The sequence below is a fragment of the Sodalis glossinidius str. 'morsitans' genome (assembly GCF_000010085.1).
GTDB classification, from domain to species: domain Bacteria; phylum Pseudomonadota; class Gammaproteobacteria; order Enterobacterales; family Enterobacteriaceae; genus Sodalis; species Sodalis glossinidius.
The window spans coordinates 1,187,788-1,211,607 of sequence record NC_007712.1 but is presented as its reverse complement, the minus strand read 5'-3'; the positions used below and the strand labels follow the sequence as shown (position 1 = coordinate 1,211,607).

At 48.0% G+C, this 23,820-nt stretch carries 24 protein-coding genes, 1 tRNA gene and 3 pseudogenes; 23 read left to right on the top strand and 5 right to left on the bottom strand.

What is annotated here, in order from left to right; translation table 11 throughout:
* The first annotated feature begins 86 nt into the window (after nt 1–86).
* From SGP1_RS06120 to SGP1_RS31660, 21 genes and pseudogenes are all read left to right on the top strand, one after another.
* Nucleotides 87–554, top strand: coding sequence for a phage terminase small subunit P27 family (locus SGP1_RS06120; RefSeq protein ID WP_041867403.1), 468 nt, complete (start codon nt 87–89; stop codon nt 552–554).
* Nucleotides 505–2,253, top strand: coding sequence for a terminase large subunit (locus tag SGP1_RS06115; RefSeq protein WP_011410587.1), 1,749 nt, complete (start codon nt 505–507; stop codon nt 2,251–2,253). The genes SGP1_RS06120 and SGP1_RS06115 overlap by 50 nt, the downstream gene beginning before the upstream one ends.
* Entirely contained in the window at nt 2,253–3,581 is a 1,329-nt protein-coding gene (locus tag SGP1_RS06110) for a phage portal protein (RefSeq protein WP_011410586.1), read from the top strand. Before SGP1_RS06115 ends, SGP1_RS06110 begins: the two co-directional genes overlap by 1 nt.
* A gap of 15 nt (nt 3,582–3,596) precedes the next feature.
* Nucleotides 3,597–4,474 (top strand): annotated as a pseudogene (locus SGP1_RS06105) (head maturation protease, ClpP-related).
* 12 nt (nt 4,475–4,486) lie between these two features.
* Entirely contained in the window at nt 4,487–5,731 is a 1,245-nt protein-coding gene (locus SGP1_RS06100) for a phage major capsid protein (protein WP_011410585.1), read from the top strand.
* A 59-nt stretch (nt 5,732–5,790) separates the two neighbouring features.
* Nucleotides 5,791–6,108 (top strand): head-tail connector protein, encoded by a 318-nt coding sequence (locus tag SGP1_RS06095; RefSeq protein WP_041866673.1) that lies wholly within the window; start codon nt 5,791–5,793, stop codon nt 6,106–6,108.
* On the top strand, nt 6,105–6,488 hold the full coding sequence (locus SGP1_RS06090; RefSeq protein WP_041866672.1) for a phage head closure protein: 384 nt from the start codon (nt 6,105–6,107) through the stop codon (nt 6,486–6,488). Before SGP1_RS06095 ends, SGP1_RS06090 begins: the two co-directional genes overlap by 4 nt.
* Nucleotides 6,475–7,008 carry a hypothetical protein gene (locus tag SGP1_RS06085; RefSeq protein WP_011410584.1) on the top strand — a complete coding sequence of 178 codons (534 nt, stop codon included), beginning with the start codon at nt 6,475–6,477 and terminating at the stop codon, nt 7,006–7,008. The genes SGP1_RS06090 and SGP1_RS06085 overlap by 14 nt, the downstream gene beginning before the upstream one ends.
* Nucleotides 6,998–7,537, top strand: coding sequence for a phage tail terminator protein (locus SGP1_RS06080; RefSeq protein WP_011410583.1), 540 nt, complete (start codon nt 6,998–7,000; stop codon nt 7,535–7,537). The genes SGP1_RS06085 and SGP1_RS06080 overlap by 11 nt, the downstream gene beginning before the upstream one ends.
* Entirely contained in the window at nt 7,534–7,806 is a 273-nt protein-coding gene (locus SGP1_RS06075; protein WP_041866671.1) for a DUF2635 domain-containing protein, read from the top strand. Before SGP1_RS06080 ends, SGP1_RS06075 begins: the two co-directional genes overlap by 4 nt.
* Complete coding sequence (locus SGP1_RS06070) at nt 7,803–9,302, top strand: phage tail sheath subtilisin-like domain-containing protein (protein WP_011410582.1); 1,500 nt, start codon at nt 7,803–7,805, stop codon at nt 9,300–9,302. The genes SGP1_RS06075 and SGP1_RS06070 overlap by 4 nt, the downstream gene beginning before the upstream one ends.
* Entirely contained in the window at nt 9,302–9,667 is a 366-nt protein-coding gene (locus SGP1_RS06065; protein WP_041866670.1) for a phage tail tube protein, read from the top strand. Before SGP1_RS06070 ends, SGP1_RS06065 begins: the two co-directional genes overlap by 1 nt.
* Nucleotides 9,664–9,987: a phage tail assembly protein gene (locus SGP1_RS06060; protein WP_011410580.1), complete on the top strand. Its 324-nt coding sequence runs from the start codon at nt 9,664–9,666 to the stop codon at nt 9,985–9,987. Before SGP1_RS06065 ends, SGP1_RS06060 begins: the two co-directional genes overlap by 4 nt.
* Before the next feature lie 84 nt (nt 9,988–10,071).
* Nucleotides 10,072–11,955, top strand: a pseudogene (locus tag SGP1_RS06055) (phage tail tape measure protein).
* A gap of 34 nt (nt 11,956–11,989) precedes the next feature.
* Complete coding sequence (locus SGP1_RS06050) at nt 11,990–13,312, top strand: DNA circularization protein (protein WP_041866669.1); 1,323 nt, start codon at nt 11,990–11,992, stop codon at nt 13,310–13,312.
* Nucleotides 13,309–14,371, top strand: a pseudogene (locus SGP1_RS06045) (phage baseplate assembly protein). The gene SGP1_RS06050 and the pseudogene SGP1_RS06045 overlap by 4 nt, the downstream one beginning before the upstream one ends.
* 47 nt (nt 14,372–14,418) lie before the next feature.
* Nucleotides 14,419–14,985 (top strand): phage baseplate assembly protein V, encoded by a 567-nt coding sequence (locus SGP1_RS06040; RefSeq protein WP_011410578.1) that lies wholly within the window; start codon nt 14,419–14,421, stop codon nt 14,983–14,985.
* Nucleotides 14,986–14,990: 5 nt separating this feature from the next.
* Nucleotides 14,991–15,401 carry a phage GP46 family protein gene (locus tag SGP1_RS06035; RefSeq protein ID WP_011410577.1) on the top strand — a complete coding sequence of 137 codons (411 nt, stop codon included), beginning with the start codon at nt 14,991–14,993 and terminating at the stop codon, nt 15,399–15,401.
* Nucleotides 15,391–16,461 (top strand): baseplate J/gp47 family protein, encoded by a 1,071-nt coding sequence (locus SGP1_RS06030; protein WP_011410576.1) that lies wholly within the window; start codon nt 15,391–15,393, stop codon nt 16,459–16,461. The genes SGP1_RS06035 and SGP1_RS06030 overlap by 11 nt, the downstream gene beginning before the upstream one ends.
* Before the next feature lie 5 nt (nt 16,462–16,466).
* Nucleotides 16,467–17,057, top strand: a complete 591-nt coding sequence (locus tag SGP1_RS06025; RefSeq protein WP_041867402.1) for a YmfQ family protein — start codon at nt 16,467–16,469, stop codon at nt 17,055–17,057.
* Entirely contained in the window at nt 17,044–18,135 is a 1,092-nt protein-coding gene (locus tag SGP1_RS31660; RefSeq protein WP_050747443.1) for a hypothetical protein, read from the top strand. The genes SGP1_RS06025 and SGP1_RS31660 overlap by 14 nt, the downstream gene beginning before the upstream one ends.
* On the opposite strand, the gene SGP1_RS26735 is transcribed toward SGP1_RS31660, so the two are convergent.
* Both SGP1_RS26735 and SGP1_RS06015 read right to left on the bottom strand, forming a co-directional pair.
* On the bottom strand, nt 18,052–18,660 hold the full coding sequence (locus SGP1_RS26735) for a tail fiber assembly protein (RefSeq protein ID WP_083764685.1): 609 nt from the start codon (nt 18,658–18,660) through the stop codon (nt 18,052–18,054). The genes SGP1_RS31660 and SGP1_RS26735 overlap by 84 nt on opposite strands.
* Nucleotides 18,660–19,052 (bottom strand): hypothetical protein, encoded by a 393-nt coding sequence (locus SGP1_RS06015; RefSeq protein WP_041866667.1) that lies wholly within the window; start codon nt 19,050–19,052, stop codon nt 18,660–18,662. The genes SGP1_RS26735 and SGP1_RS06015 overlap by 1 nt, the downstream gene beginning before the upstream one ends.
* A 242-nt stretch (nt 19,053–19,294) precedes the next feature.
* On the opposite strand from SGP1_RS06015, the gene SGP1_RS06010 reads away from it, so the two are divergent.
* Entirely contained in the window at nt 19,295–19,885 is a 591-nt protein-coding gene (locus SGP1_RS06010; protein WP_011410572.1) for a recombinase family protein, read from the top strand.
* A gap of 122 nt (nt 19,886–20,007) precedes the next feature.
* Here the strand turns inward: SGP1_RS06010 and SGP1_RS06005 are convergent, their stop codons facing one another.
* The 3 genes from SGP1_RS06005 to SGP1_RS05995 all read right to left on the bottom strand — a co-directional run bounded on the left by SGP1_RS06005 (nt 20,008) and on the right by SGP1_RS05995 (nt 22,763).
* The gene (locus SGP1_RS06005; protein ID WP_148203384.1) at nt 20,008–20,520 is read right to left on the bottom strand and encodes a DUF1543 domain-containing protein; all 513 of its coding nucleotides are present in this window, start codon (nt 20,518–20,520) and stop codon (nt 20,008–20,010) included.
* Between the two features lie 93 nt (nt 20,521–20,613).
* Nucleotides 20,614–22,068: an SH3 domain-containing protein gene (locus SGP1_RS06000; RefSeq protein ID WP_011410570.1), complete on the bottom strand. Its 1,455-nt coding sequence runs from the start codon at nt 22,066–22,068 to the stop codon at nt 20,614–20,616.
* Between the two features lie 618 nt (nt 22,069–22,686).
* Nucleotides 22,687–22,763: transfer RNA gene (locus tag SGP1_RS05995), tRNA-Arg, on the bottom strand.
* Nucleotides 22,764–22,946: 183 nt separating this feature from the next.
* Here SGP1_RS05995 and folD point away from each other — a divergent pair.
* Complete coding sequence (gene folD, locus SGP1_RS05990; RefSeq protein ID WP_011410569.1) at nt 22,947–23,819, top strand: bifunctional methylenetetrahydrofolate dehydrogenase/methenyltetrahydrofolate cyclohydrolase FolD; 873 nt, start codon at nt 22,947–22,949, stop codon at nt 23,817–23,819.
* The last annotated feature ends 1 nt before the right edge of the window (nt 23,820 follow it).

The following is a 23,820-nucleotide window of genomic DNA, read 5'->3' as shown; positions in this document are numbered from 1 at the left end:
CGCGAAATGAAATCTCATTTCACAAAACATCACATATTATTGAAATATAAATATTTTTATAAAAAACTAACAAAATGGATACATTTATTGCAGGAAGACGCCCAAAACCCACCGCCTTAAAATTAGTGACCGGCAATCCAGGAAGAAGACCACTTAATAGCGCAGAGCCTACCCCACCACCCTATTCAGCCCCTCCCCCAAAACACTTATCCAATACGGCAAAAGAAACCTGGGAGCGGCTAACGCTGCTGTTAAATAGCATGGGCGTATTAACGATTGCCGATGCTTTTGCACTGGAAAGGCTGTGTGATATTTACGCTGAGATCCTGCGGTATCGCGTCTTGATAGAGAGCAACGGTGAAACGTTTGAGGTGCATTCTCAAAACGGCGTATTAATCAAGGCGAATCCAGCCGTTTCGATGCTGTCGGATGCGGATAAACGCTTTAAAAGCTATCTGGTTGAATTTGGCTTAACACCCGCCGCAAGAACCAAGGTGAGGACGCATGACAAAGAAAAAAAACCGGACGAACTCGACGAGTTCTTCGCTCACTGATTTGACCACCCACTATGCCACTCAAGTTGTTTCCGGCGTGGAGATTGCCGGGCCTGATATTCGTCATGCCTGTCAACGTCACTTGCGGGATTTATCGACGGGTAATACGCGGGGTCTGTTGTGGGATGTCGGATCCGCACAGCGTGCCATCCGTTTTTTTTCCAGCGTATTGAAATTGAACGGCGGTATCTATGAAGGCAAGCCATTTAATTTACTCCCTTGGCAGTGTTTTATCGTTGGCACCCTTTTTGGCTGGCGAAACAACGAAGGACAACGCCGTTTTCGGATGGCCTACGTTGAAGCCGGAAAAGGATCGGGAAAATCGCCACTGGCGGCGGGGATAGGGCTATATTGCCTGGTTGCTGATAATGAAGCGCGAGCCGAAGTCTATGCCGCTGCCACCAAAAAAGACCAGGCGATGATCCTGTTTCGTGACGCCGTCGCGATGGTAGACCAATCGCCAAAGCTGGCCGAACGTATCCAGAAATCCGGTGGGGCGGGTAAGGAATGGAATCTGGCTTTTTTACAGGCTCGTGCTTTTTTCCGGCCTATCAGTGCTGATGATGGGCAATCCGGCCCGCGTCCTCACTGTGCCTTGATTGACGAAATTCACGAACACAAAAGTAATCAGGTCGTTGAAATGATGCGGGCGGGCACAAAAGGCCGCCAACAGGCCTTGATTTTCATGATCACCAATAGCGGCCATAACAAAACCAGTGTGTGTTACGACTATCACGAATACGGCCGTAAAGTGGCAGAGGGCAGCATTGAAGATTATAGCTTTTTCGCATTTATCTGTTCGCTGGACGAAGGCGATGACCCCTTTAAAGATAGCGGTTGTTGGAAAAAAGCGAATCCCTCATTAGGGCATACGTTCAGCGAACGCTATCTACAGGAGCAAGTCACGCAAGCCCGTGGTATGCCAGCCAAAGAGAGCCTGGTTCGTCGTCTCAATTTCTGTCAGTGGGTCGATGCCGAGAATCCCTGGATTAATAGTGATAGCTGGATGGCGTGTGAGAAAACCTCGCTGGATTTAGCGTCGCTGGCAAACTCACCCTGCTACGGTGGCCTGGATTTATCCGGCAAGCAGGATTTAACGGCGCTGGCGCTTTATTGGCCGGAAGAAAAAGTGGCTTATGTCGAGTTCTGGACACCGAAAGACACCTTACTGGAACGTGCCAGGGTCGACAGAGTGCCTTACGATACCTGGTTGCGAGCGGGTTATCTTAACGCCCCGCCAGGGAATGCGATTAATCTGGGTTTTGTTGCCCAACGGATAGCGGAATTATCCGCACGATATACCCTCAATCGTATTGCCTACGATGCGTATCATATTGATTATTTACGGCCAGAACTGGAAAACGAAGGGGTGAATACGCTATTAACGCCGCACGGACAAGGCTTCGGCAAATCGAAACAATCCGGACTTTGGATGCCGCGATCCATTGAATTGTTTGAGCAGCGTCTTCTCGGTGGCGAATTACGTATTGATTTCAACCCCTGCCTACGTTGGAACGCCGCGAATACGGTTATTGAAGAAGATAAAAACGGCAATCGTGTTTTTAGCAAACGCCGCAGCAACGGCCGTATTGACGGTGTGGTAGCACTGGCGATGGCAATCGGAGCCGCCGAGGTGCTTGAAGAAGAAACCGGCGATCTGGATGGCTTTTTAACAAATCCGATTATGGTAGGACTGTAGTGAAAAAACATCAATCTCCCGGTAAAATTAAAAGCGCGGTGCTCAACTGGCTAGGGGTGCCACAGAATTTAACCGATACGCTGTCATCGTTTCATGACTATAGCCAGAGTAAGAGTGGGCAAGTGGTGACAACGGATAAAGTCCTGCAACTTTCTGCGGTCTGGGCGTGTGTGCGTCTGTTGAGTGAATCAATATCCACGTTACCGCTCAAACTCTATCACCGTAAGTCGGATGGTTCACGCAGCCTCGCACAGCAACACCCTGCTTATCCTGTCTTGTGTCGTCGTCCTAACCTGGAAATGACACCTTCGCGTTTTATCCAAATGATTGTTGCTAGCTTGTGTTTACGTGGTAATGCCTTTGTTGAAAAAAAGAAGGTCGGTCAGCGTCTGGTCTCCCTCGTCCCACTATTACCCCAATACATCACCGTTAAACGACGTGATAACGGGCGACTGGAATACCACTATACCAACGACACCAAACCGGGTTATTCCTCATTAAAACCGCGAGTTATTGCAGATAATGACATGATGCACATACGGGGGTTCGGATTAGACGGCATTTGCGGCATGATGCCGTTGAAAACGGGTCGTGAGGTGTTTGGCTCGGCAATGTCGCTCGAAACGACGGCAGCGCGATATTTCCAGAAAGGCATGTCGGCATCCGGTTTTATCTCGTTCGATAAGTTGTTGTCAGAAGAACAACGTGAAAGATTTAATAAGCATCTTGAAAACTTTGCTGGCTCAGAAAATACCGGCAAAGTCATGCTGCTGGAAGCCGGAATGAAATTTAATGGTATCACCCTCGATCCACAAACCTCACAAATGTTGGAAAGCCGCGATCATAGCATCGAAGAAATCTGCCGTTGGTATCGCGTTCCACCGTTTATGGTCGGTCATATTACGAAACAAAGCAGTTGGGCTTCTAGCGTGGAAGGGATGAACCTGATTTTCTTGACCAATACATTACGGCCCTTACTGGTCAATATTGAACAGGAAATCGCCCGCTGTCTGCTGGATAATGACGAGGATTATTTTGCAGAATTTTCTGTTGAAGGACTGCTCAGAACCGATAGCACGGGTAGAGCAGCCTATTACACTACTGCGCTACAAAATGGCTGGATGAGTCGCAATGATGTGAGGAGACTGGAAAATCTGCCGCCGATTGAGGGCGGAGACCTGTATACCGTTCAGTTGAACCTGACGCCCCTCGATCAACTGGGGCAGGAGAATGACGGCGAAAAAGTGCGAGCGGCTCTAAATGCCTGGTTATTTCCTGAAAAATCCTCATCTCATCACCCGACTGGCACCCCGCAAGAAACAGAATAACTGGAGTTTTTCCCGATGAAAAAAAGTGCACTTCCGGTATTACCGGCGGTTTTTCCCTGTCCGAAAATGACCAATGAAATTTCACCGTCAGCATTGGCAAAATGGAACAGCAGCATCAGGGCATCAAGCCAGGATGATAATACGCTATCGATATTTGAGACGATTGGGCAGGATTGGGCAGGATTGGGCAGGATTGGGCAGGTGAAGGGATCACCGCTAAACGAATTGGCGCAATATTGCGTTCATTGGAAGGTAAAGATATTACCGTCAATATCAATTCGCCGGGTGGCGATCTGTTTGAAGGGCTGACTATCTTCAATCAACTCCGTGAATACGCGGGCAAAGTCACCGTGAAAATATTGGGATTAGCAGCTTCTGCGGCTTCAATCATTGCCATGTCAGGCGATGAGATACAAATCGGGCGCAGTGCTTTCCTGATGATCCACAACACCTGAGGGATGGCCGTCGGTAATCGCCATGACTTTGCCGACATTGCCGAAAAAATGACCCCCTTTGATTTTGCCATGCGGGATGTTTACGTCGCCAGAACCGGCATGGATGAAAAGACGATCACCGCGATGATGGATAATGAAACCTGGATTAATGGCGGCGAAGCGGTGGAGAAAGGGTTTGCGGATGCCTTCCTGCCCGCTGATAGCACACAACAGGATAACGATTCGCCTACCGCCGCACTGAGAAAACTGGATGCACTGTTGGCGAAAACCAATACACCTCGCGCTGAACGTCGACGATTATTTAAAGCTTTACGGGGTGATATGCCGAGCGCTGTCACGCCCTCTCACGGTACGCTGTCCGCTACCCCTGATGTTTCTTCCGAGACCTTGACACAACTGGATAATGCCTTGCGTCGTCTGGTGTCGATACCCTATTAAACTGGAGACAATATGTCTGATATTAATGAAATGCTTAAGAAAATAATGGCTTCTATCGAAGAAGCCAGCAGCAAATATAGCGCCCAGGCAGAGAAAGCCCTGAAGGAAGCGCAAAAATCGGGTGAGCTTTCCGCTGAAACCAAAGCGGCCGTTGATAAAATGGCGGTCGAACTGAACACCTTACGCGAAGCAGAAAAAACCCTGAAAGCCCAGGTAGGCGAAGTTGAACAACATCTTGCCCAAATGCCTGTGGCTAATGCGTTGAACGTGGTGAGTTCTATTGGTCAACAGGTGGTTGGCATGGAGGTAGTGCAGGCTTTAGGCTCGGGCATGGAATCCAGTAAACGAGTAATAGCCCCGATTAACGCCGCACTTATTTCATCGGATGTCACAGGAACGATTGTCGCCCCCGACCGTCAAGCAGACATCTTGACCAAGCCGAAGCAACGGTTGTTTATTCGTGATTTGATTGCCAGTGGAAAGACGCAAAGTAACACGATTTATTACGTGAAGCAGAAAGGATTTACCAATAATGCCAAGACTGTCGCGGAAAATACCGCCAAGCCCTATAGCACGATTGAATTTGAAGAGGCAACAGTCCCCGTTCGCACGATTGCCCATATGTTTAAAGCCTCCAAGCAAATTCTGGATGACTTTTCGCAACTGGCCTCCCTTATCGATATGGAGCTACGTTATGGCCTGAAATACGTTGAAGAGCAGCAAATTCTCTTCGGTGACGGTACCGGCTCAAACCTTAACGGGATCTTTACTCAAGCCACTGCATTCAAAGCAGAATTAAAACCAGCACATCGAACCGCGATCGATGATCTGCGGCTTGCCATGCTACAAGCGCAACTGGCACGGATCCCCGCGACAGGCCATGTGTTGCACTTTACCAACTGGGCACAGATTGAACTTATCAAGGATACGCTGGGGCGTTATCTCCTCTCCAATCCGGCAGCCCTGACTACGCCGACTTTGTGGGGCTTACCCGTTGTCGTCACAGAAGCCGCTGAGTTTAAAGATAAATTCCTGGTGGGGGCTTTCAATCTAGGTGCGCAACTGTTTGACCGTGAAGAAGCAAGCGTGGTGATCAGTACCGAGAATACCGATGATTTTGAAAAGAATATGATTTCGATTCGTTGCGAAGAGCGTCTGGCGCTCGCGGTTTACCGCCCTGAAGCCTTTATCAAAGGTGACTTAACCAAGATAGAGGTTTCAGGTGGCGCGGGAAAAGGTGGGAATAACGGAGAGTAATCAACGTTAAACACAATGGCCTACATGGGTAGGCCATTTTTTACTGGAAATAAACCAACATGTTTATTGACAAAGAACAGGTCAAGCGACAATGCAGAATTGAATTAGGCGATAACAGTGAAGATGTACTGCTTGAGAATTATATCGCTGCCGTAGAGCAAAAAACCATCGCACATCTTAACCGTAATCTCTACAAAGAATCCGTGCCTGAAACTGACCCTCACGGCCTGGTTATCAATGCGGCGATTATTCAGGGGATGTTGCTATTGGTGACGGGGTTATATGAGCATCGTGGGGGTATATCCGATATGGAACAGTGGTCTATTTTTCCGTTTTTTAAGTTTTTAGTTGATGACTACAGGCTGAGCGGACTATGAAACCGCATTATAGCAGACCGTATTCCCGTTTCCCCGATCCCAGAGAGTTAAATAAGCGCGTGTTGTTTTATACGCGACAGGATGAACCGATAGGCGGCAGCGGGATACAGGCAGCAAATCAAGACGAGCATACCGTCTGGGGAAAATTGATCCCCGTGAGTGACACACTTCGCCTCCATTCTTTTCAAATCAACAAAACCATCACGCATAAAATCATTGTGAGATACAGACAATCGCTTTACTCAAGTGATCAGGCGGTAATTAACGGTGTCGTCTATCTCATACGGGGCGTTACTGATATCCACAGTGCGGGGCGGTTTCTGTCTTTTTCCTGTGAAGAAATGAGCAGTCAACCAGAAAGGGGAAATGATTTTGGATAATCTCCATATTGATTTTCATCAACCCAAAGAATTTGTCTTTAATCGCGCAAGGATCCGTCGTGCTTTTGTGAAAGTCGGTCAAATGCATCTTAAAGCAGCACGTCGTCAACTGATGAAGCGGGGTGGCCGTTCACGACCTGGTGAAACCCCACGGTGGCAAACCGGGCGATTAGCGCGATCTATTGGTTATTACGTTCCGAAAGCGACATCACGCCGACCCGGGTTAATGGTTAAGATCGCCCCCAATCAGAAACGCGGTGTCGGCAGTAAACCGATTGAAGGCGATTTTTATCCTGTTTTTCTGCATTACGGGGTACGTAGCGCTTCTCGTGGTATGTCTAAACAGCACAAACGCCAAAAACGTCACCACCAACGCGGTGGTTGGCGTATTGAAAAACGTCAAAATTACATGGTCGCCACGTTAACGCAGCTGAAAAGCTGGACGAACTACACGCTAAAGAGAGCACTGCGTCAATCACTGCGGGCAGAGCGAAGAAAAGGAAAGAATCATGAAACTTAGTCCCATTATTGCGGCATTACGAACCTTGTGCCCCCGTTTTGAAAACAGAGTGGGCAGTGTCTCTCAATATGAGGATTTACCGGATTGCGGCAAACTGGCTTTACCCGCTGCTTACGTTATTCCAGGAGAAGATGTTGTCGGTGAACAACGGTCACAAACGGATTATTGGCAATCATTAACCGAAAGTTTTTATGTCGTGGTGATTTTAAATAATGCACGTAATCAAAAGGGACAATATCCCTCTGTCGACACATTAAATGAAGTCAGGTCTGAAATCTGGCGGGCATTACTGGGTTGGCAGCCAGAGCCGGGTTGTGGTGCAATTAATTATGCCGGCGCGGAGGAAGCCGATTCAAACCGCGCTGAATATCATTACCTGTTTAAATTTAATACTGAAACAGACATCAACGCCGAAGATACCCGCCACGATGCTGACCTGAAAAATTTACCCGATTTGCATACCGTTGCTATTGATCTAAACGAACAAGCAAGCAGTGTAAACGCGCATTTGGAGATGAAGATAAAATGATGGGTACCCAACCTGAAATTGTTTTTATTAAGCCTAAGCACGGGCGAAAGGTGCCTATTCCGCAATATATGCGCGATACCCAAGAATATTTTGGGGAATATCTGCCCGAAGAAGGTTTGCAGGTTCAAAAAACGCTTTTTTGGATCAGAAGAAAACAGGACGATGATATTGAGGAAGTGAGTCAATTCTATACCTCCCCAATCGTGCAAGAGACGTCTGATACCGCAAAAACTAAATTAAAAAAAGCTAAAGAGGAGACGCAGGAATGACCATTAGCTTTAATACCGTGAACGCTAATCTGCGAGTGCCTGGTTTCTATCCCGAAATGGATAACAGCGCTGCCAATACGTTGCAAGCCAGCGGCCCCGCACTGCTTATTGGGCATGCACTACCCACTGCACAAATGACCTTGAATTCACCGATGATCATGCCCTCGGCAGAAATGATACAACAATTAGCCGGTCGTGGCAGCCAGTTGCACCGCATGGTGCAAGCGTATCGCCGAATTGATGCTGTCGGTGAACTGTTTGTCATTGCCGTACCTGAAACAATGGGCACTGAAGCAAAAGGAGACATCACGATTAGCGGGACAGCAACCGACTCTGGTGTCGTCACTCTCTATATCGGCAATCAACGTATTTTAGCTGCCGTCAAGAAATCGGATACGGCGAATACGGTTGCTGCCGCGCTTGGCAAGGCCATTAACGATAACGAGGACTTACCCGTCACCGCGACTATAGATGCTGACAAAATCAGCTTGACGGCAAAACATAAAGGGTTAACCGGCAACGATATTCCCTTGATGATGAACTATTATTCGCCGACAGGCGGTGAGAATACGCCTCACGGTCTTAATATTACCATTACTGCCATGAGTGGCGGTGCTGGCTCTCCCGATATGGATAGCGTTATCAGCGCAATGGGTGACTTATTATTTGATTTTATTGGGCTGCCTTTCTCTGATACTGCCTCTTTGCAAAAGATGAGCGCGGAGATGAACGACACGAACGGTCGCTGGAGTCCTTATCAACGGTTATACGGTCATGTTTATACCGCAAAAAAAGCGACGGTCGGTGAACTGGTCGCTTTTGGCGACACCTTTAATGATCCGCATCTCACCATTGCAGGCTATGAGAAAGCGACACAAACTGCGCTGGATGAACTGGTCGCGGCAAGACTGGCACGGTGCGCGATATTTTTGCGTAATGATCCCGCCAGACCGACCCACACGGGCGAGTTAAACGGGGTGTTACCCGCACCGTCGGGCAAACGCTTCACCTTGACAGAGCAGCAATCCCTGCTTTCACACGGTATCGCTACCGCCAATGTCGAAGGCGGCGTATTACGCATTCAGCGTGATGTGACGACCTACCAGAAAAACAGTTACGGCGTGGCCGATAACAGCTATCTGGACAGTGAAACACTCTATACCAGCGCTTATATTTTGCGGCGATTGAAGTCGGTGATCACCAGCAAGTACGGGCGGCAAAAACTGGCTGATGATGGTACCCGATTCGGGGCAGGGCAAGCGATCGTTACGCCAGCCGTGATCAAGGGTGAACTCTGTGCGGTGTATCGCCAGTTGGAAAATGAAGGGATTGTCGAAAATTTTGACGCTTTTCGTCAACATCTCATCGTTGAGCGCAACGCCAATGACCCCAATCGAATTGATGTGGTCTTTCCTGCGGATTATATCAATCAACTGCGGGTATTTGCGTTGGCGAATCAATTCAGGCTGCAATATAACCAGGGTGAGGTGGTGTGATGACGGGCAAAAGAAAAATAGGTGGCACCTGCTATTTTAAGGTGGACGGCCAACAACTCTCACTGAATGGCAGTGTAGAAGTGCCGATGAATACGGTTATCCGAGAAGACCTTGTGGGTATTGATGGCAGTGTGCATTACAAGGAAACGCATCGTGCGCCTTATATCAAGGCAGAATTTAAAGTTGAGCGAAGTTTTCCGATAGAAAAACTCACTACAGCAGATGAAATGACCATTACCGCTGAATTAGCTAACGGTATGGTCTATGTATTGTCAGGCGCGTGGCTATCCGGTGAATCTTCACATAATGCTGACGAAGGCACGGTCGAGATGGAATTTCACGGAGACGAAGGATTTTATCAATGAAATCAATAGTACTGAGTAAGCCGATTCAGGTACACAATAACAAAGTCACCGTCCTGGAAATTCAGGAACCCACGTTTGATCAGGTTGAAAAATACGGCATTCCTTTTAGTTACTCTGAACGAGGCGATATGCGGTTGGATACGCGTTCAGCTCTGTCTTATCTGCCTGAACTGACGGGGATACCCCGCTCCTCGGCACAACAGCTAGCGCTACATGATGTGTTTGTCGCTTCGATGATCATCGTGGGTTTTTTTACCGGTGCCCAGAACCTGGCAGTCTCAGACGACGATTCTATAACGTTGCCTGGTTCTGGCGACTAAATCCCCTTGAATTACGCCAGCATCCGCTAAGCCAGTTCTTTGATCTGGAAGCGGAGGCTGTTCGCATTAACAAGGAGCAGCACGGTGGCTAACAGTATTGAGTTAAAAGCAATTATCACTGCCGTTGATAAACTCTCCGCCCCGCTAAAGGGGATGCGGCGTGAAATGAAGACTTTCAAGAAAGAGTTTAGCGCGGGAATGGCAGGTGCGGCGGCATTAGGGGCAGGGATTGTTACCGCAATGGCTGGCCCTATCAAGCAGGCAATAGACTTTGAGTCGACGATGGCTGATGTCCGCAAGGTGGTTGATTTTGATACGCCTGTACAGTTTAAACAGATGTAGGAAGATATTCTTAAGCTATCGACAGCATTGCCGATGGCCGCAGATGGCATTGGTCAGATTGTGGCCGCAGGCGGTCAAGCAGGGATAGCGAAAGAAGAATTAATGTCCTTCGCCCAATCCGCCGTAAAAATGGGTATCGCCTTTGACCAGACAGCTGAGCAATCTGGGCAGATGATGGCACAGTGGCGTACCGCCTTCCGGTTAACGCAAAATGATGTCGTCTCGCTTGCCGATAAAATCAACTACCTTGGCAATAACGGGCCAGCCAATGCCGCCAAAATTTCTGAAATTGTGACCCGTATTGGCCCGCTGGGTGAAGTGGCGGGTCTTGCCTCCGGTGAGATTGCTGCACTGGGCGCAACGATTGCCGGTATGGGCGTCGAGTCAGAGGTGGCGGCAACCGGTATAAAAAACTTTATGCTGGCGTTAACCAAAGGGAAATCAGCGACAAAATCACAAAAAATTGCGTTACGCACCTTAAGAATCAGTCCCAAAAAACTGGCCGCACAGATGCAGAAAGACGCGAAAGGTGCCATGTTGATGGTGCTGAAAGCCATTGAGAAAGTCCCTAAAAAAGATCAGGCCGCATTATTAAATGATTTGTTTGGCTCTGAATCCCTTGGGGCCATTGCACCGCTGCTCACCAACCTTAAATTATTGGAAGTTAACCTGGATCGCGTCGCCGATAAACAAAAGTACGGCGGATCGGTGCAAAAGGAATATGCTACTCGGGCAGCCACTACCGCAAATGCAATACAACTGTTTAAAAATCAGATGCATGTAGCCAGCGTGAGTATTGGTAGTATTTTTCTACCTTCAATTGTTGAAGCGACAGAGACAATCCAGCCGTTGATTGAGCAATTTCGCACCTGGTCAAAAGCCAATCCAGAACTGATTAAATCCTTCGCCAAGTGGGGCCTTTATCTATTGGGAACCGCGACAGCGGTAGGGGTTGTCACCCGTGCGTTCAGGCTTTTTAACAGTGTGATGAAAATGTCGACGCTGGGTAAGCTGGTCTCGTTAATGGTCATAGGCGGTGGGCTTATCGTCGAAAACTGGGAAACGATCGGCCCGATTATTAAAGCGGTCTGGCAAAATATTGATGGCGTTATTCAGGCAATCGGCGGTTGGGAAACCGTGCTCGCCGGTATTCTGGTTTTTGTTACGACAAAATGGGCTGTCGATATGGTGAAATCGATTCGGAATGTCACCCGTGAGATGAAAACATTGGCTAAAAACAGTCCTTCTGGCATCAAGGGCGTACTGGGAAAAGCCGGGCTGATTGGGGGGATATCTATGGGCGTCGAACCGCTTGTTGACAAGGGTCTTAATGCGGTGTTTGGGGGTAATGAATGGTTTCAAAACCTCAGGACAGCCCGGGATTGGAGCGAGTTTGGTCGTTCAATGATTGGCAACAGTCATTTACTTAAAGATGACAAGGGTAACTGGCAATTTAAGGAAGATCCGCCAAATACCCTGGATTCATTTGGCAAAAACGAGACAAGAGACGGTGAAGTTAGGCTTATCTTTGAAAATACCCCACAGGACATGCGTGTCGCCCCAGTGGGTAATGCCCTACCCTGGCTGAGTTACGATGTCGGCTATAACCGATTTTCCAGACAGTGACCGCTTCGGCGGTTTTTCTTTTTAAGGAGGGGTGATGAGTCACTGGAAAGATAAACTACGACCAGCATCTTTTCGCGGCGTGCCGTTTCAGGTGGAAGACGACGAGGGGACTTTTGGACGGCGAGTACAAGTTCACGAATACCCCAATCGGGATCAGCCCTATACCGAAGATCTGGGACGCGCCACCCGACGCTTTAGTATTAGCGCCTATCTGGTCGGTAATGATTTTTTCGAGGCCAGAGATCGGCTGATAGTGGCTATTGATACGCCAGGGCCGGGTACGCTGGTACACCCCTACTACGGTGAGATAGCCGTCTGTATTGACGGTGAAGTGAGAGTGATCCATAGCGGGCGCGATGGGAGGATGTGTCGCGTCAACTTTAGTGTAGTTGAGGCGGGCGAGCTATCCTTTCCAACAGCGGGTATTGCGACGAGCCAAACGTTAATTTCTTCCTGTTCAGCCCTAAATGATCGCATTGGTGAGGCGTTTGCTAACGTGGGCTTAAAAGATTTACCCGATTTTGCACAGGATGGCGTGTTAGCGCGTACTAAAAGCATGATTAACAACGTCACCAAAGCCTTTGACACTATTGATAGCGGCATTACTGCTGCGTCAAGGCTACTGCATGGCGATATTTCAGTGATCTTAAAGCCCGGCTCATCCGGTAAAAGCCTGGTCGAAGCGATACAACGAATGTGGCGTGCGGGCAGACGTACTGGGCAAGATGCCTTGATGCTGGCACAGCAAATTAAAACGCTAGCGGGTGTTACGCTGGGGAATGATTTAGCCCCGCGTGGAGTCTGGAAAAGCGATAGACCCAGTGTACAGGCTGAACGCAGGCACAGTAATCGGATTGCGGCTTTGTTGCGTACGACGGCGATCCATGAGGCAACCTGGCGACTGACACAATTGCCACCACCACGGACTGCCCTATTACCGGTTAATCAACGTGGAAAACGTCAGATACACGTCAATATTTCCCATCCCGCCTTGCATGCTGCTTTGCATAAGACAGATAACCCGATGGAAAGGGTAGCGGCAGTTACGTGGGATGCGTTGGTCACCGTGCGAGAAACGCTGAATCAGTCTATCGAGCACGAACAGGCGTCAACGCTTGACGATGCGTTGTTCCTCGCCTTGCAACAGGTAAAAACCGATGCGAACCGTGATATTGCAACACGACTGGCGCAAGTTGAAAAAACGGTTACCCGTACGCCAGAGGCGGTGCTACCCGCACTGGTTCTGGCCGCCAAGTGGTATGACAATGCGGCACGGGAAACCGATATCACCAGCCGGAATGCCGTTAATCATCCTGGCTTTATGCCAGTTAAACCTTTGAGAGTACCCGCAAGATGAGTAATCACGTGATATTGCGCGTCAACGGGCGCGAATGGGGGGGCTGGACGCGGGTACAGATTTCAGCAGGCATAGAGCGGCTCTCACGCGATTTCAATGTAGAAATCACCCGCCAATGGCCTGGGGAATTAGGAAGCGTACCGTTACAGCCCAGAATTAAAAAAGGTGAACTTGTCGAAGTTCTCATCGGTCAGGATAAAGTCCTCACCGGCTGGATTGAAGCCACACCGATACGTTATGACGCTAAAAGTATCCATGTTGGTATCAGTGGTCGTAGTAAGACAGCGGATTTAATCGACTGTGCTGCGAATACGACGCTTTTTACGGGCAAAACCTTACATCAAATCGCGTCAGAACTGGCAAAACCGTTTAGCATTAAGGTCATTAGCCAAAAGGCCCCAAAAACGCCGCTACAGGCTTTTCAAGCTGACTATGGGGAAAACAGTCCATGAGGTGCTGAACAAGGCGCTAGGAAGCCAACAGGCGCTCGCCTGGGATGACGAAGACGGCAATTTGTTAATTGGTTTGGTTGGTAATGACAAAGCCACCACCGCGCTGGTCTGGGGTGAAAATATTCTTACCTGTGATACCGAGCAAAGTATCCGTGAACGATTTTCTGAATATCAAGTAGCAGGTCAACGATCGGGTGATGATGACGATTTCGGAGAAGCCACGCTGACAGCACTCCGCGCCAGAGCCAGGGATAGCCAGATAACGCGCTATCGTCCGCAACATATCCAGCAATCCGGCAATGCAACCGGAGCCAGTTGCCGCGCTCGGAGTCAATTTGAAGCGCAGCAACGGGCAGCCAGAACCGAGGAAACCACTTATACGGTGCAAGGTTGGCGGCAAGGTGACGGCAGTCTGTGGAAACCTAACCAGAGGGTTATTGTTTTTGATCCCGTGCTCGGCTTTAACAATCGGGAACTGGTCACTAGCGAAGTTGTTTATACGCAGGATGAAGGCGGAACACGCTGTGAACTCCGTGTTGCACCCGAAGCCGCGTATATTCCGCAGCTTGAGGAATTGAAAGTGCTGACCGCAGAAGATGATTGGTAACAGATATCTAAAGCGATATCACCCTTTATTAAGCAGGAGATTTATTAATGAAAAACGCCGTAGCCATGCTACAGCGGGTCTTGTTGCGCCTGTGGTCAAGAGCCGTTGTGCGAGGGGTAAATAGCACCCTCGCTTGCCAGCAACTGGATATCTCGTTAGTGGCAGGTGAAACAAAAAACGGAATGGAATATCTAGAGCCTTACGGGTTTACCTCAACAGCGCATGCTGGTGCGGAAGGGGTTGCCCTGTTCCTGGGTGGTGACCGCTCGCATGGCGTAGTGATTAGCGTTGCTGATCGGCGCTACCGGATAAAAGGGCTAAAAAGCGGTGAGGTAGCGATCTACACGGACGAAGGCGACAGCATCATGCTCAAGCGTGGACGATTGATAGAAGCGACCACGGACACTTTTATTATTCACGCCAAAAACAAGATCGTGCTGGACACACAACAAGTAGAAACGCCGGGAAAGATCACGGCGGCACAATCCATCGTTTCACAGGCAGAAGTACAGGACAAAACCGGCTCATTGAGCACCATGCGAGCGCAGTACAATACCCACGATCACAAAGGTGATAGCGGGGGCATAACAGGCAAGCCTAATCAACAGATGTAAATAATATGCTGATGAATAAAAAAGTGAATACAGCGTTACCCGATCAGGAACGGCTCAGGCGGGCAGTGATGATATCGCTTTTCACCTGGCGACGCGCTGAACCGGATGATGACACAGATACGCAGTTTGGGTGGTGGGGCGATACTTGGCCGACCGTACAAAATGACCGGATTGGCTCTCGATTGCATCTGCTAAAACGCACGACCTTAACCCATCAAACGGCGCAAAGAGCGAAGGAATATATCGCTCAGGCGCTCAAGTGGATGACGGAGGACGGGGTAGCGCTTCGGATTGATATTGAGGTAGTACGCTCAGGCATCGATAGATTAATTGCAACTGTCATCCTGACGTTACCTGACCATAACATAAAAACGATGACCATCAACAATTTGTGGAGCGTAATCCATGCAAAATAGCGGTTTTTCGCGCCCGACCCTGCCACAACTGATAGACACCATTCGCGGAGATTTGCTCACACGATTTAATGAAGATAGCGTGTTGCGCCGTCTCGATGCTGAAGTGTACGCAAGAGTACAGGCCGCCGCTATTCATACTCTATACGGCTATATCGATTATTTAGCGCGCAATATCTTGCCGGATTTAGCCGATGAAAACTGGTTGACCCGACACGGTAATATCAAGCGTTGTCCCCGCAAAGGTGCAACCAAAGCGAGCGGATTTGTTCGCTGGGAGGGGGTACAAAATGCCATATCGCTGCCCGCTGACACTGAAATACACCGTGATGATGGTCAAATATACACCACAACGGTCCCAACAACATCAGCACAGGGTGTACTTCGTGTGCCTGTCGTTGCAAAAAGCAGTAGTCAGGCTGGCAATTGTGAGGACGGCATTGCGCTACGACTCGCTACCCCTATTTCTGGTTTATCATCGACCGGCTATGCCGATAGCATCAGGACGGGAACCGATATTGAAGACCTGGATAGCTGGCGACAACGCATCATGGCGCGCTGGTACGATACGCCGCAAGGGGGTGCGGATAGTGATTATGTTCGCTGGGCGAAGGAAGTTTTAGGCATCAGCCGCGCCTGGACACATCGACACAAGAACGGTATCGGCACAGTTGGGGTCATGGTGGCGAGTGATGATGTAGACCATCCTGCCCCCACACAGGAAATCTTAACCAAAGTCAGAGAGCATATATTACCCCTTGCCCCCGTTGCGGGTAGTGGCTTAACGGTTTTTGCGGTAACAGAAAAAAGCGTTCCTCTCTCGCTTGCCTTATCGACGGATACCTCCGAAATTCGAGCCGCTGTCATCGGAGAAATCAAAGCCTTCTTACAGCGAGAAGGCGAACCCGGCAGCAAGCTTTTTCTTTCAAGACTCACTGAAGCCATCAGTCTTGCGGCAGGTGAAGTCGCTCATCGTCTTATTGCGCCAACGGGAGATATTGAATTGGCCCAGACGGAAGTGCCGGTATTGGGTGAGGTCACGTGGGCAAAATATAAAGAGTGAGCATTATGACAAATCTGGACGACGAATATACGCAATTGTTGCGAACGTTATTACCGCCTGGCCCCGCATGGGATGAAGAAGATCCTCTGATTAAAGGGCTAGCCCCTTCACTGGCACAAACCCATCAACATGCTGATAGCCTGATGATTGAAATTAACCCAGCCCAATCGGTTGAATTAATTAACCGTTACGAAAAATTATGCGGGCTGCCGGATAAATGCCTCGCTAATAGAACGCAAACGCTAGAAGAAAGGCAACGGGTGCTTGATGCCAAGGTGAATACTGTGGGCGGTATTAATGAGGCTTTTTTCAAAAAGCAGTTGGAAATATTGGGCTATCCAACAGCAACAATAGAGCAGTTTCAACATGTTGATAGTACACCCGATCCGACTTGGGGTGACAAGTGGCGCTACTACTGGCGAGTAAATATTCCTGCTGAAGCGAATGTACGCTGGATGAGTTGTACCAGTTCTTGCAATGAGTCAATTCGGACGTGGGGAGATAGCGTGGTGGAATGCGTTATTAAACGCCAATGTCCTTCCCATACCCAAGTACTTTTTTCCTACATAAAAGGAGAAAATGATGCATCGCATTGATACCCCCACCGCACAAAAAGATAAATTCGGTCAAGGGAAAAACGGATTCACCAACGGCGATCCGACTACCGGCACACCGTCAACAAAATTGAATAGTGATATTTATGATGCACTACAGGAAGAAGTTTGTACTGTGGTTGAGCGTTCAGGTATCCGATTGGATAAAAGCCAGCATGACCAGCTTTATCAAGCAGTGAAAAAATTGTCCGAGGTAGAAGCGAATAAAGCGAAACTCGCGTTAGTTGATGGTGCGGCAGTAGATTTGAACACGTTAAATAAGCTTGCAAAAGCCCTTGGTAATGATGTGAAATTTTCGGAAACAGTGATTAATTTATTAAATCAAAAATTAGCAAAAAATCAAAATGGGGCCGACATCCCCGATAAGAATCTGTTTCTAACAAACCTTAGTTTAACAGAAACGGTAGATTGTGCAAAAAATGCACTGGATAAACGGACTGGCGGCACCGTCAAGGGCGACATTATGTCACAGGGTACCCAAATCGGACTGAAGGGGGATAACCGCAAGCATCTGGGTTTTCATAATCAGGACGGTAGCGTTCGCATGTGGCTCTACAAAGACAAGGGCGGTGATGGCGTTCGGCTAAACAACGGCAATGACGGCGGCGGCGATTATATTTTTCATAAAGATGGCAGTTTTCGTGCTCCTTCTTCGGTGTATGCCGGAGCCGCAAGGATAGCCCATGACGGCAATATCCACGGTAGCAAGTGGGGTAATCAATGGCTGGACGTTTACCTGAGGAATACCTTCCAGCCCAAAGGGGCCTACAGCAAACCCAATACGGCGAAGCGCGAGGTCAATGGATGGTGGAAATGCGGGGACACGGGGGTGATTATCCAGTGGGCAAGATATGGAAAAGATAAAGGGGAAGGAACCTATGATTTCCCGTTGCCCATGAAATTTCCCCAAAAGGGATTGTTCTGTCTCGGCTATGTTGGCTCTGTGCTGGACTATGACGCGGATGGTCAGTCGCAGTCAGCCCATCTGGTCGATAACGAGACCGTCAGGGTGACGGTGGATAATGGTCTTGAAACCGTGGTTCTGGCGATTGGTTTCTGAAGGAGGATCTGGCCAGTCGATATCCGGCGCGCTGCTGATATCGAGCCGATTAAGCAGCACTCGGTATTTTTTCCACGCCAGCAGCGTCACTTTTTCGGCGTCTGTCGCCATGTCGAGGTCTACGGCGTCCTGAAGCGGGGCTATAATTTTTGCTGCCTGTTCAAGTCGATAATCTCGCTTATGGGTAGCTTGCTCCATAAGTTCATCTGCCGTGTAGACGCGTGGAACAACCTGACCATTAAGAAAGCACCATTTTCGGTTAGCAGCTGCCTCTTCGGGCCATTCAGATACTTCTGCCACGCTGCACCCTTCAGGACAGAAGCCGCTGATATCGTAACCCATTGAACGTATTACACCGTTGGTTTCATACTCGATTTTCATTGTTTCTGGCTGAAAAGTTTTCTGGCACTCATACCAGTCTTGACCATCTTCTGAGATAAGAAAAATCGCACCAATAGAGCGTTCTAGCGCTTTTTTATCAACAGAATTAGGGTGGTATCGTTTAAAGTTTTTAATGTTTTTCATCACATAAACCACACATTTATCCAGTTACCATTAATGTTTTTTTGAAGGACACGCCGTTGAACAAAATCAACATATGCATCACCATTACCGTTATACACGCCGGTAATCACATGAGACGGTTCATCACGATAGCCTGGTCCCTTCCATATCTGAACTTCCTGCATATGCCCCAATCGAATATCGCGCACAAAGGTATTATTTAGCCATCCGCTGAGATGCCCGCCCCATAATGATCCGTGGATATTGCCGTCTTCTTGATAGGTCGCTCCTGCGGCATGAAGTGCCTGGGGAGAGTAAAAATGCCCGTTTTTATTGAATACCCAATCTCCGCCACCGTCATTACCATTGTTTAGCCGGACGCCATCACCGCCGTTGTCTTTGTAGAGCCACATGCGAACGCTACCGTCCTGATTATGAAACCCCAGATGCTTGCGGTTATCCCCCTTCAGTAAGAATTGGCCACCCTGTGAAATAATGTCGCCCTTGACCGTTCCGCCGGTTCGTTTATCCAGTGCATTTTTTGCACAATCTACCGTTTCTGTTAAAACAAGGTTTTCTTAAATCATGAATTTAGCTAAAATTTTGACCAAACCAAGCGATTACAAGGCTTACCGGGTCTGAGAAAGGGTTAAAAATGGCAAAAATTGGCTATATGAGGGTGTCAAAAAATGACCAAAACACCGATTTACAGCAAAAATCCTTGATTTGCGCAAATTGTGAACAGATTTTTGAGGATAAAATCAGTGGAAAAACAGACCAGAGACCGGGATTAAAACGCGCGTTAAACTGCCTGAAATCGGGTGACACCCTGGTAGTCTGGAAGCTAGATAGATTGGGACGCAGCATTAAACATTTGATTACTTTAATATCCAAACTTGAAGATGAAGGTATTCATTTTCATAGTTTGACGGATGCCATTGATACTTCTACGTCCGCAGGCCGTTTTTTCTTTCATGTGATGAGCGCGTTGGCACAGATGGAGCGGGAACTGATTGTTGAGCGTACCAAGGCTGGTTTAGCCGCAGCAAGAAGCAGAGGGCGTATTGGAGGCAGACCACAGTCACTATCTTTTGCACAGAAGCAGGAAGCTCAAAAATTATTGGCGAATGGTCATAGCAGAAAACAGTTGGCATTACTGTATGGGGTTTCATTGGCCAGCATCTACAAATATTGTCCAGTTAATCGAAACGCTCAAACAGACCAAAGTGCCTCCGATGAAAAATGACAGTGTATTTCTGTGCTCTGCGTGTAAAAAATGGCTTGCTATTTATCGCCCGTTTTGGCTTCAAATATCGCATGCCGTATCAGTAATACCTCGTAGCATTTGCAATGAATTTAATTTTTTATTCATTTATGCTGAAGTGCATTTTGGCGACCAATTGGTTGATATCCTTGGCATTCAGGTCTAAAAGGAGTACCCATCTCCGATGGAGTGAGATGCACATACAGATCGCTAACTTTATCAAGCAGAAGGCAGTCATCCAGCTTTTTGAGATTGTCTTTATGTTGATACTGAGCATCGGTAAGTAATGACGTCAGAGCCTTTGCTTTAGCTTCGTGAGCATTGGGTGCTACAAATAGGTCAAAGGCGTGTAGCTCAGCAAGAGTCGAAGGTTTGTAAGCACCAACGTTCACAAAAAAAAATTTATTTTTTCCTGTTGCGGGTACATCAGAGAGCGTAACAGCATACCCATCCACCCAAGTAATACGAGAATATCCATCAATGTGTACTTTGTCCACATCACCAAACCAAGCTTCTCTAAGAGAAGGCCAAGCATCTTTCGGTTTTTGAGCTGCTACAAACTGGATATCATGAACTTCAATGTTGGCCTTACCAGCATTGCCACCTAGGTAAAACATATACAAATACACCTGCTTTTCTCCGTGAGTTGATGCTTGATATGGTTTTCTTGAATAATTTGAGCAATGTATTTATTAAACAACGCCTAGTTGTCATTCAATAAAACCTAGCTTGAACTGCTTCTTATCCGCCAGCGATACTAGCTCAGGATTTTGAGGATAAAAGGTAAGTATGGGAAAGAAAACTGAGCCGCCAATGATGCTCCGACTATTCGAGTTTCGTGGACGTAATCCCCATATATTTTGATATGTCATCGGGACTTCTTGACCGTTAATAATAGTATTACCGATATACAGCATAATATGCCCCGGAATGTAAACCAGTGTGGTAAACGGTTTACCATGCTTCTTAAGATAATTTATACGAGCATTCATTGTTTCTTTACTGAGATCTACAATCCTGGCGGTCGCCTGTATCTGTGCGGAAGAGTCTCTAGGCAGCAATATGCCGAAAGGCATCAACAGGCTGTGCATTTCTGCAGAACAGTCATTATAAAAGTTATAGTTTCCCCAGCCGTAGGGTTTACTACTCATCGATTTCATTAGTTTTGCAATATTAGCCGGTGTCATCTGCCATGGCATGGCTGTAAACTCATCATCGCTTAGTTTGACCCACCGAATTTCTGTACTACCCCCACTCATGCGTACAGGCACAGCAACCAAAAACCGACCCAACTGTTTATCCTTGAATGGAAGAATAGTCCCAGGGCGAGCCATAAAATAATATTGACCATTTTCCTGTACAGTGACAGGTTCTTTAATGAATGCCCCGAGATGTTTTTTTGCCAGTGATACCCAGTCAGTTATAAATTTTTGATCTACACTCGCGATATCTTCGCTGTGGATCCATCCAGTCTTCGTTGGCGACACTACGTATGTCCAGCTTTTATCCCTACTTTCAGTAAGCATATATACGGGGGTGCCAGGTCGAATGGCGGAATTCTGTAAGTTGTCAAATGGATATCCCTGTCCAGCCTCTCGGGGATCATCATAAGCAGGGTCTATTGTTGGCAGATCTCTTAATAACGTTTCTCTAATAGCTATAGCTCGCCTAGACGATTGATAAATATTATCAATACTGGTATCCGTATTATTCTTTACCTTCGTCTTCCAATGGACAGAATGTATCCTGAAGTTTTCTCCCCACGAAATACTGTTACTAGCAAGGTACCGGTTAATATTGGCATTACGAGCCGCTACCCACGTTCCACTATTCAAAAAGGAAGTTATGTAATACGGATTCCAAGGAGATCGCTCTTGCCTGTTCATACCAAAATAATTTGATTTAAGAGAAGAAAAATATCGTTGTTGAACGACATTATCAATAACGGAAACATTTATTCTATCAGAATCCGGAGGAAGCCATTTATCAACAGACTGTGAGTAGTTCTCTATTGGAAAGAGGGTTTTTGTTGTATCAAGATAGGCTGGTACCTCATAGCTTAAGGAAACGGGATCATTAACACCCAATCGGTAAGTATCGGTATTACATGCAGATAGCAACCACGGAAAAGTGAGGCATAGGAGCTTTGTTCTGTGTAACATCATAATCCTTCTCATATAAACACTTGGTAATGCCTTCAATTAGTAAAATATGAATTTTTCAATGTAGTGTAGTACCGAAAATCACAAGAAGTGTGATTCCGTTTCACTGATGGAAACAAAAGTAGATCGCCATTTATCCCACGTTTTGGCTTTAAATATCGTCAACGATATCATGCAAAGGATATTGAGTGGCCGAAACTACCGCTAAAAAATTAGCGCGGTGAGAATGCCTATTTAAATATATTGGTAGCGACATACTGACCCTCCTTCATTACGTGACCACAACCCCCATTCCTACGATTCACAACTTCCTGATTGCTCACCGTTATGACGAATAGTGAAGAAGCTTAATATTAAAGAGAGGTTTATAAAATGGCAACCCGTTATATCGGACTTAAAGAAATGTGCCAGTTGACAGGCAAAAGCCATCCCACCCTGTGGCGGATGTGGCAAAAAAGAAAGATTTTCCAGCTCCACAGAAAAGTAGAAGCGGTACTTTCCTAGGCTGGCCTGAAAAAGAGTATGAAGAATGGGTCGAGGTTCAAAGACTTAACAACACCCGTTAAAGCACCTGTTATTTTAAATTTCGAGAGAGAAAATAGCATAACTTGTTGATTTAAATGGTACGCCCTATAGGATTCGAACCTATGACCTACGGCTTAGAAGGCCGTTGCTCTATCCAACTGAGCTAAGGGCGCACAACATTATCGGTGGTGCCGAATGCGTTTTGGATTATACGGAGGTAAGCGTTTGAGTCAATGGCTTTTCTGCCCATTGTTCTGTTGGCAAAAGGCCAGGATGCATTCTGTGCCTGACAGCGGGACGCGCTTCTGCCAAAATAGCGCCCTCAGCCTGATTACATTGACGGATTTCCGATTCAGATGGTAGCAAAAATAATTGATGGTAGGGCCGTTGCCCAGCAGGTCAGAAGTGAGGTGGCCGCGCGGATTCAGGCGCGTCTGAAGGCGGGCAAGCGCGCGCCGGGACTGGCGGTAGTGCTGGTCGGCGGCGATCCCGCTTCGCAAATTTATGTTGCCAGTAAACGCAAAGCCTGTGAAGACGTCGGTTTTATTTCCCTCTCCTATGATCTGCCCAACACGGTCACGGAAGCGGCATTGTTGGCGTTGATTGATCAACTGAATGCCGATCATCGGGTGAACGGGATTTTGGTGCAGTTGCCGTTGCCGGCGGGGATAGACAATATCAGCGTGCTGGAGCGCATTGCGCCGGATAAAGATGTGGACGGTTTCCATCCGTACAATGTCGGCCGACTGTGCCAGCGCGCGCCTCTGCTGCGTCCTTGCACCCCGCGCGGCATCGTGACGCTGCTGGAGCGTTATCATATCGACACCTTTGGCCTTAACGCCGTTGTGGTCGGCGCGTCCAATATCGTTGGACGCCCCATGAGTCTCGAGCTGTTGCTGGCGGGCTGTACCGTGACCGTCACCCACCGTTTCACGCGCGATTTACGGCGCCATATTGAAAATGCCGATCTGTTGGTCGTGGCGGTAGGCAAAGCGAGCTTCATCCCCGGCGAGTGGATTAAACCCGGCGCTGTGGTCATGGATGTGGGGATTAATCGTCTGGAGAGCGGTAAAGTGGTGGGCGACGTGGATTATGCCAGCGCCGCCGAGCGCGCCGCCTACATTACGCCGGTGCCCGGCGGCGTGGGGCCGATGACGGTTGCCACCCTTATCCAGAATACCCTTCAGGCCTGTGAAGATTATCACGATACGACAATGCCGGAGGCCTGAC

Excerpts from the sequence above, each read along its gene's own strand:
- SGP1_RS06115 (WP_011410587.1), top strand. The coding sequence starts at position 505 with ATGACAAAGAAAAAAAACCGGACGAACTCGACGAGTTCTTCGCTCACT.
- SGP1_RS06100 (WP_011410585.1), top strand. The coding sequence starts at position 4,487 with ATGTCTGATATTAATGAAATGCTTAAGAAAATAATGGCTTCTATCGAA.
- SGP1_RS06095 (WP_041866673.1), top strand. The coding sequence starts at position 5,791 with ATGTTTATTGACAAAGAACAGGTCAAGCGACAATGCAGAATTGAATTA.
- SGP1_RS06090 (WP_041866672.1), top strand. The coding sequence starts at position 6,105 with ATGAAACCGCATTATAGCAGACCGTATTCCCGTTTCCCCGATCCCAGA.
- SGP1_RS06085 (WP_011410584.1), top strand. The coding sequence starts at position 6,475 with ATGATTTTGGATAATCTCCATATTGATTTTCATCAACCCAAAGAATTT.
- SGP1_RS06080 (WP_011410583.1), top strand. The coding sequence starts at position 6,998 with ATGAAACTTAGTCCCATTATTGCGGCATTACGAACCTTGTGCCCCCGT.
- SGP1_RS06075 (WP_041866671.1), top strand. The coding sequence starts at position 7,534 with ATGATGGGTACCCAACCTGAAATTGTTTTTATTAAGCCTAAGCACGGG.
- SGP1_RS06070 (WP_011410582.1), top strand. The coding sequence starts at position 7,803 with ATGACCATTAGCTTTAATACCGTGAACGCTAATCTGCGAGTGCCTGGT.
- SGP1_RS06065 (WP_041866670.1), top strand. The coding sequence starts at position 9,302 with ATGACGGGCAAAAGAAAAATAGGTGGCACCTGCTATTTTAAGGTGGAC.
- SGP1_RS06060 (WP_011410580.1), top strand. The coding sequence starts at position 9,664 with ATGAAATCAATAGTACTGAGTAAGCCGATTCAGGTACACAATAACAAA.
- SGP1_RS06050 (WP_041866669.1), top strand. The coding sequence starts at position 11,990 with ATGAGTCACTGGAAAGATAAACTACGACCAGCATCTTTTCGCGGCGTG.
- SGP1_RS06040 (WP_011410578.1), top strand. The coding sequence starts at position 14,419 with ATGAAAAACGCCGTAGCCATGCTACAGCGGGTCTTGTTGCGCCTGTGG.
- SGP1_RS06035 (WP_011410577.1), top strand. The coding sequence starts at position 14,991 with ATGCTGATGAATAAAAAAGTGAATACAGCGTTACCCGATCAGGAACGG.
- SGP1_RS06030 (WP_011410576.1), top strand. The coding sequence starts at position 15,391 with ATGCAAAATAGCGGTTTTTCGCGCCCGACCCTGCCACAACTGATAGAC.
- SGP1_RS06025 (WP_041867402.1), top strand. The coding sequence starts at position 16,467 with ATGACAAATCTGGACGACGAATATACGCAATTGTTGCGAACGTTATTA.
- SGP1_RS31660 (WP_050747443.1), top strand. The coding sequence starts at position 17,044 with ATGCATCGCATTGATACCCCCACCGCACAAAAAGATAAATTCGGTCAA.
- SGP1_RS26735 (WP_083764685.1), bottom strand. The coding sequence starts at position 18,660 with ATGAAAAACATTAAAAACTTTAAACGATACCACCCTAATTCTGTTGAT.
- SGP1_RS06015 (WP_041866667.1), bottom strand. The coding sequence starts at position 19,052 with ATGTGGCTCTACAAAGACAACGGCGGTGATGGCGTCCGGCTAAACAAT.
- SGP1_RS06010 (WP_011410572.1), top strand. The coding sequence starts at position 19,295 with ATGGCAAAAATTGGCTATATGAGGGTGTCAAAAAATGACCAAAACACC.
- SGP1_RS06005 (WP_148203384.1), bottom strand. The coding sequence starts at position 20,520 with ATGTTTTACCTAGGTGGCAATGCTGGTAAGGCCAACATTGAAGTTCAT.
- SGP1_RS06000 (WP_011410570.1), bottom strand. The coding sequence starts at position 22,068 with ATGATGTTACACAGAACAAAGCTCCTATGCCTCACTTTTCCGTGGTTG.
- folD (WP_011410569.1), top strand. The coding sequence starts at position 22,947 with ATGGTAGCAAAAATAATTGATGGTAGGGCCGTTGCCCAGCAGGTCAGA.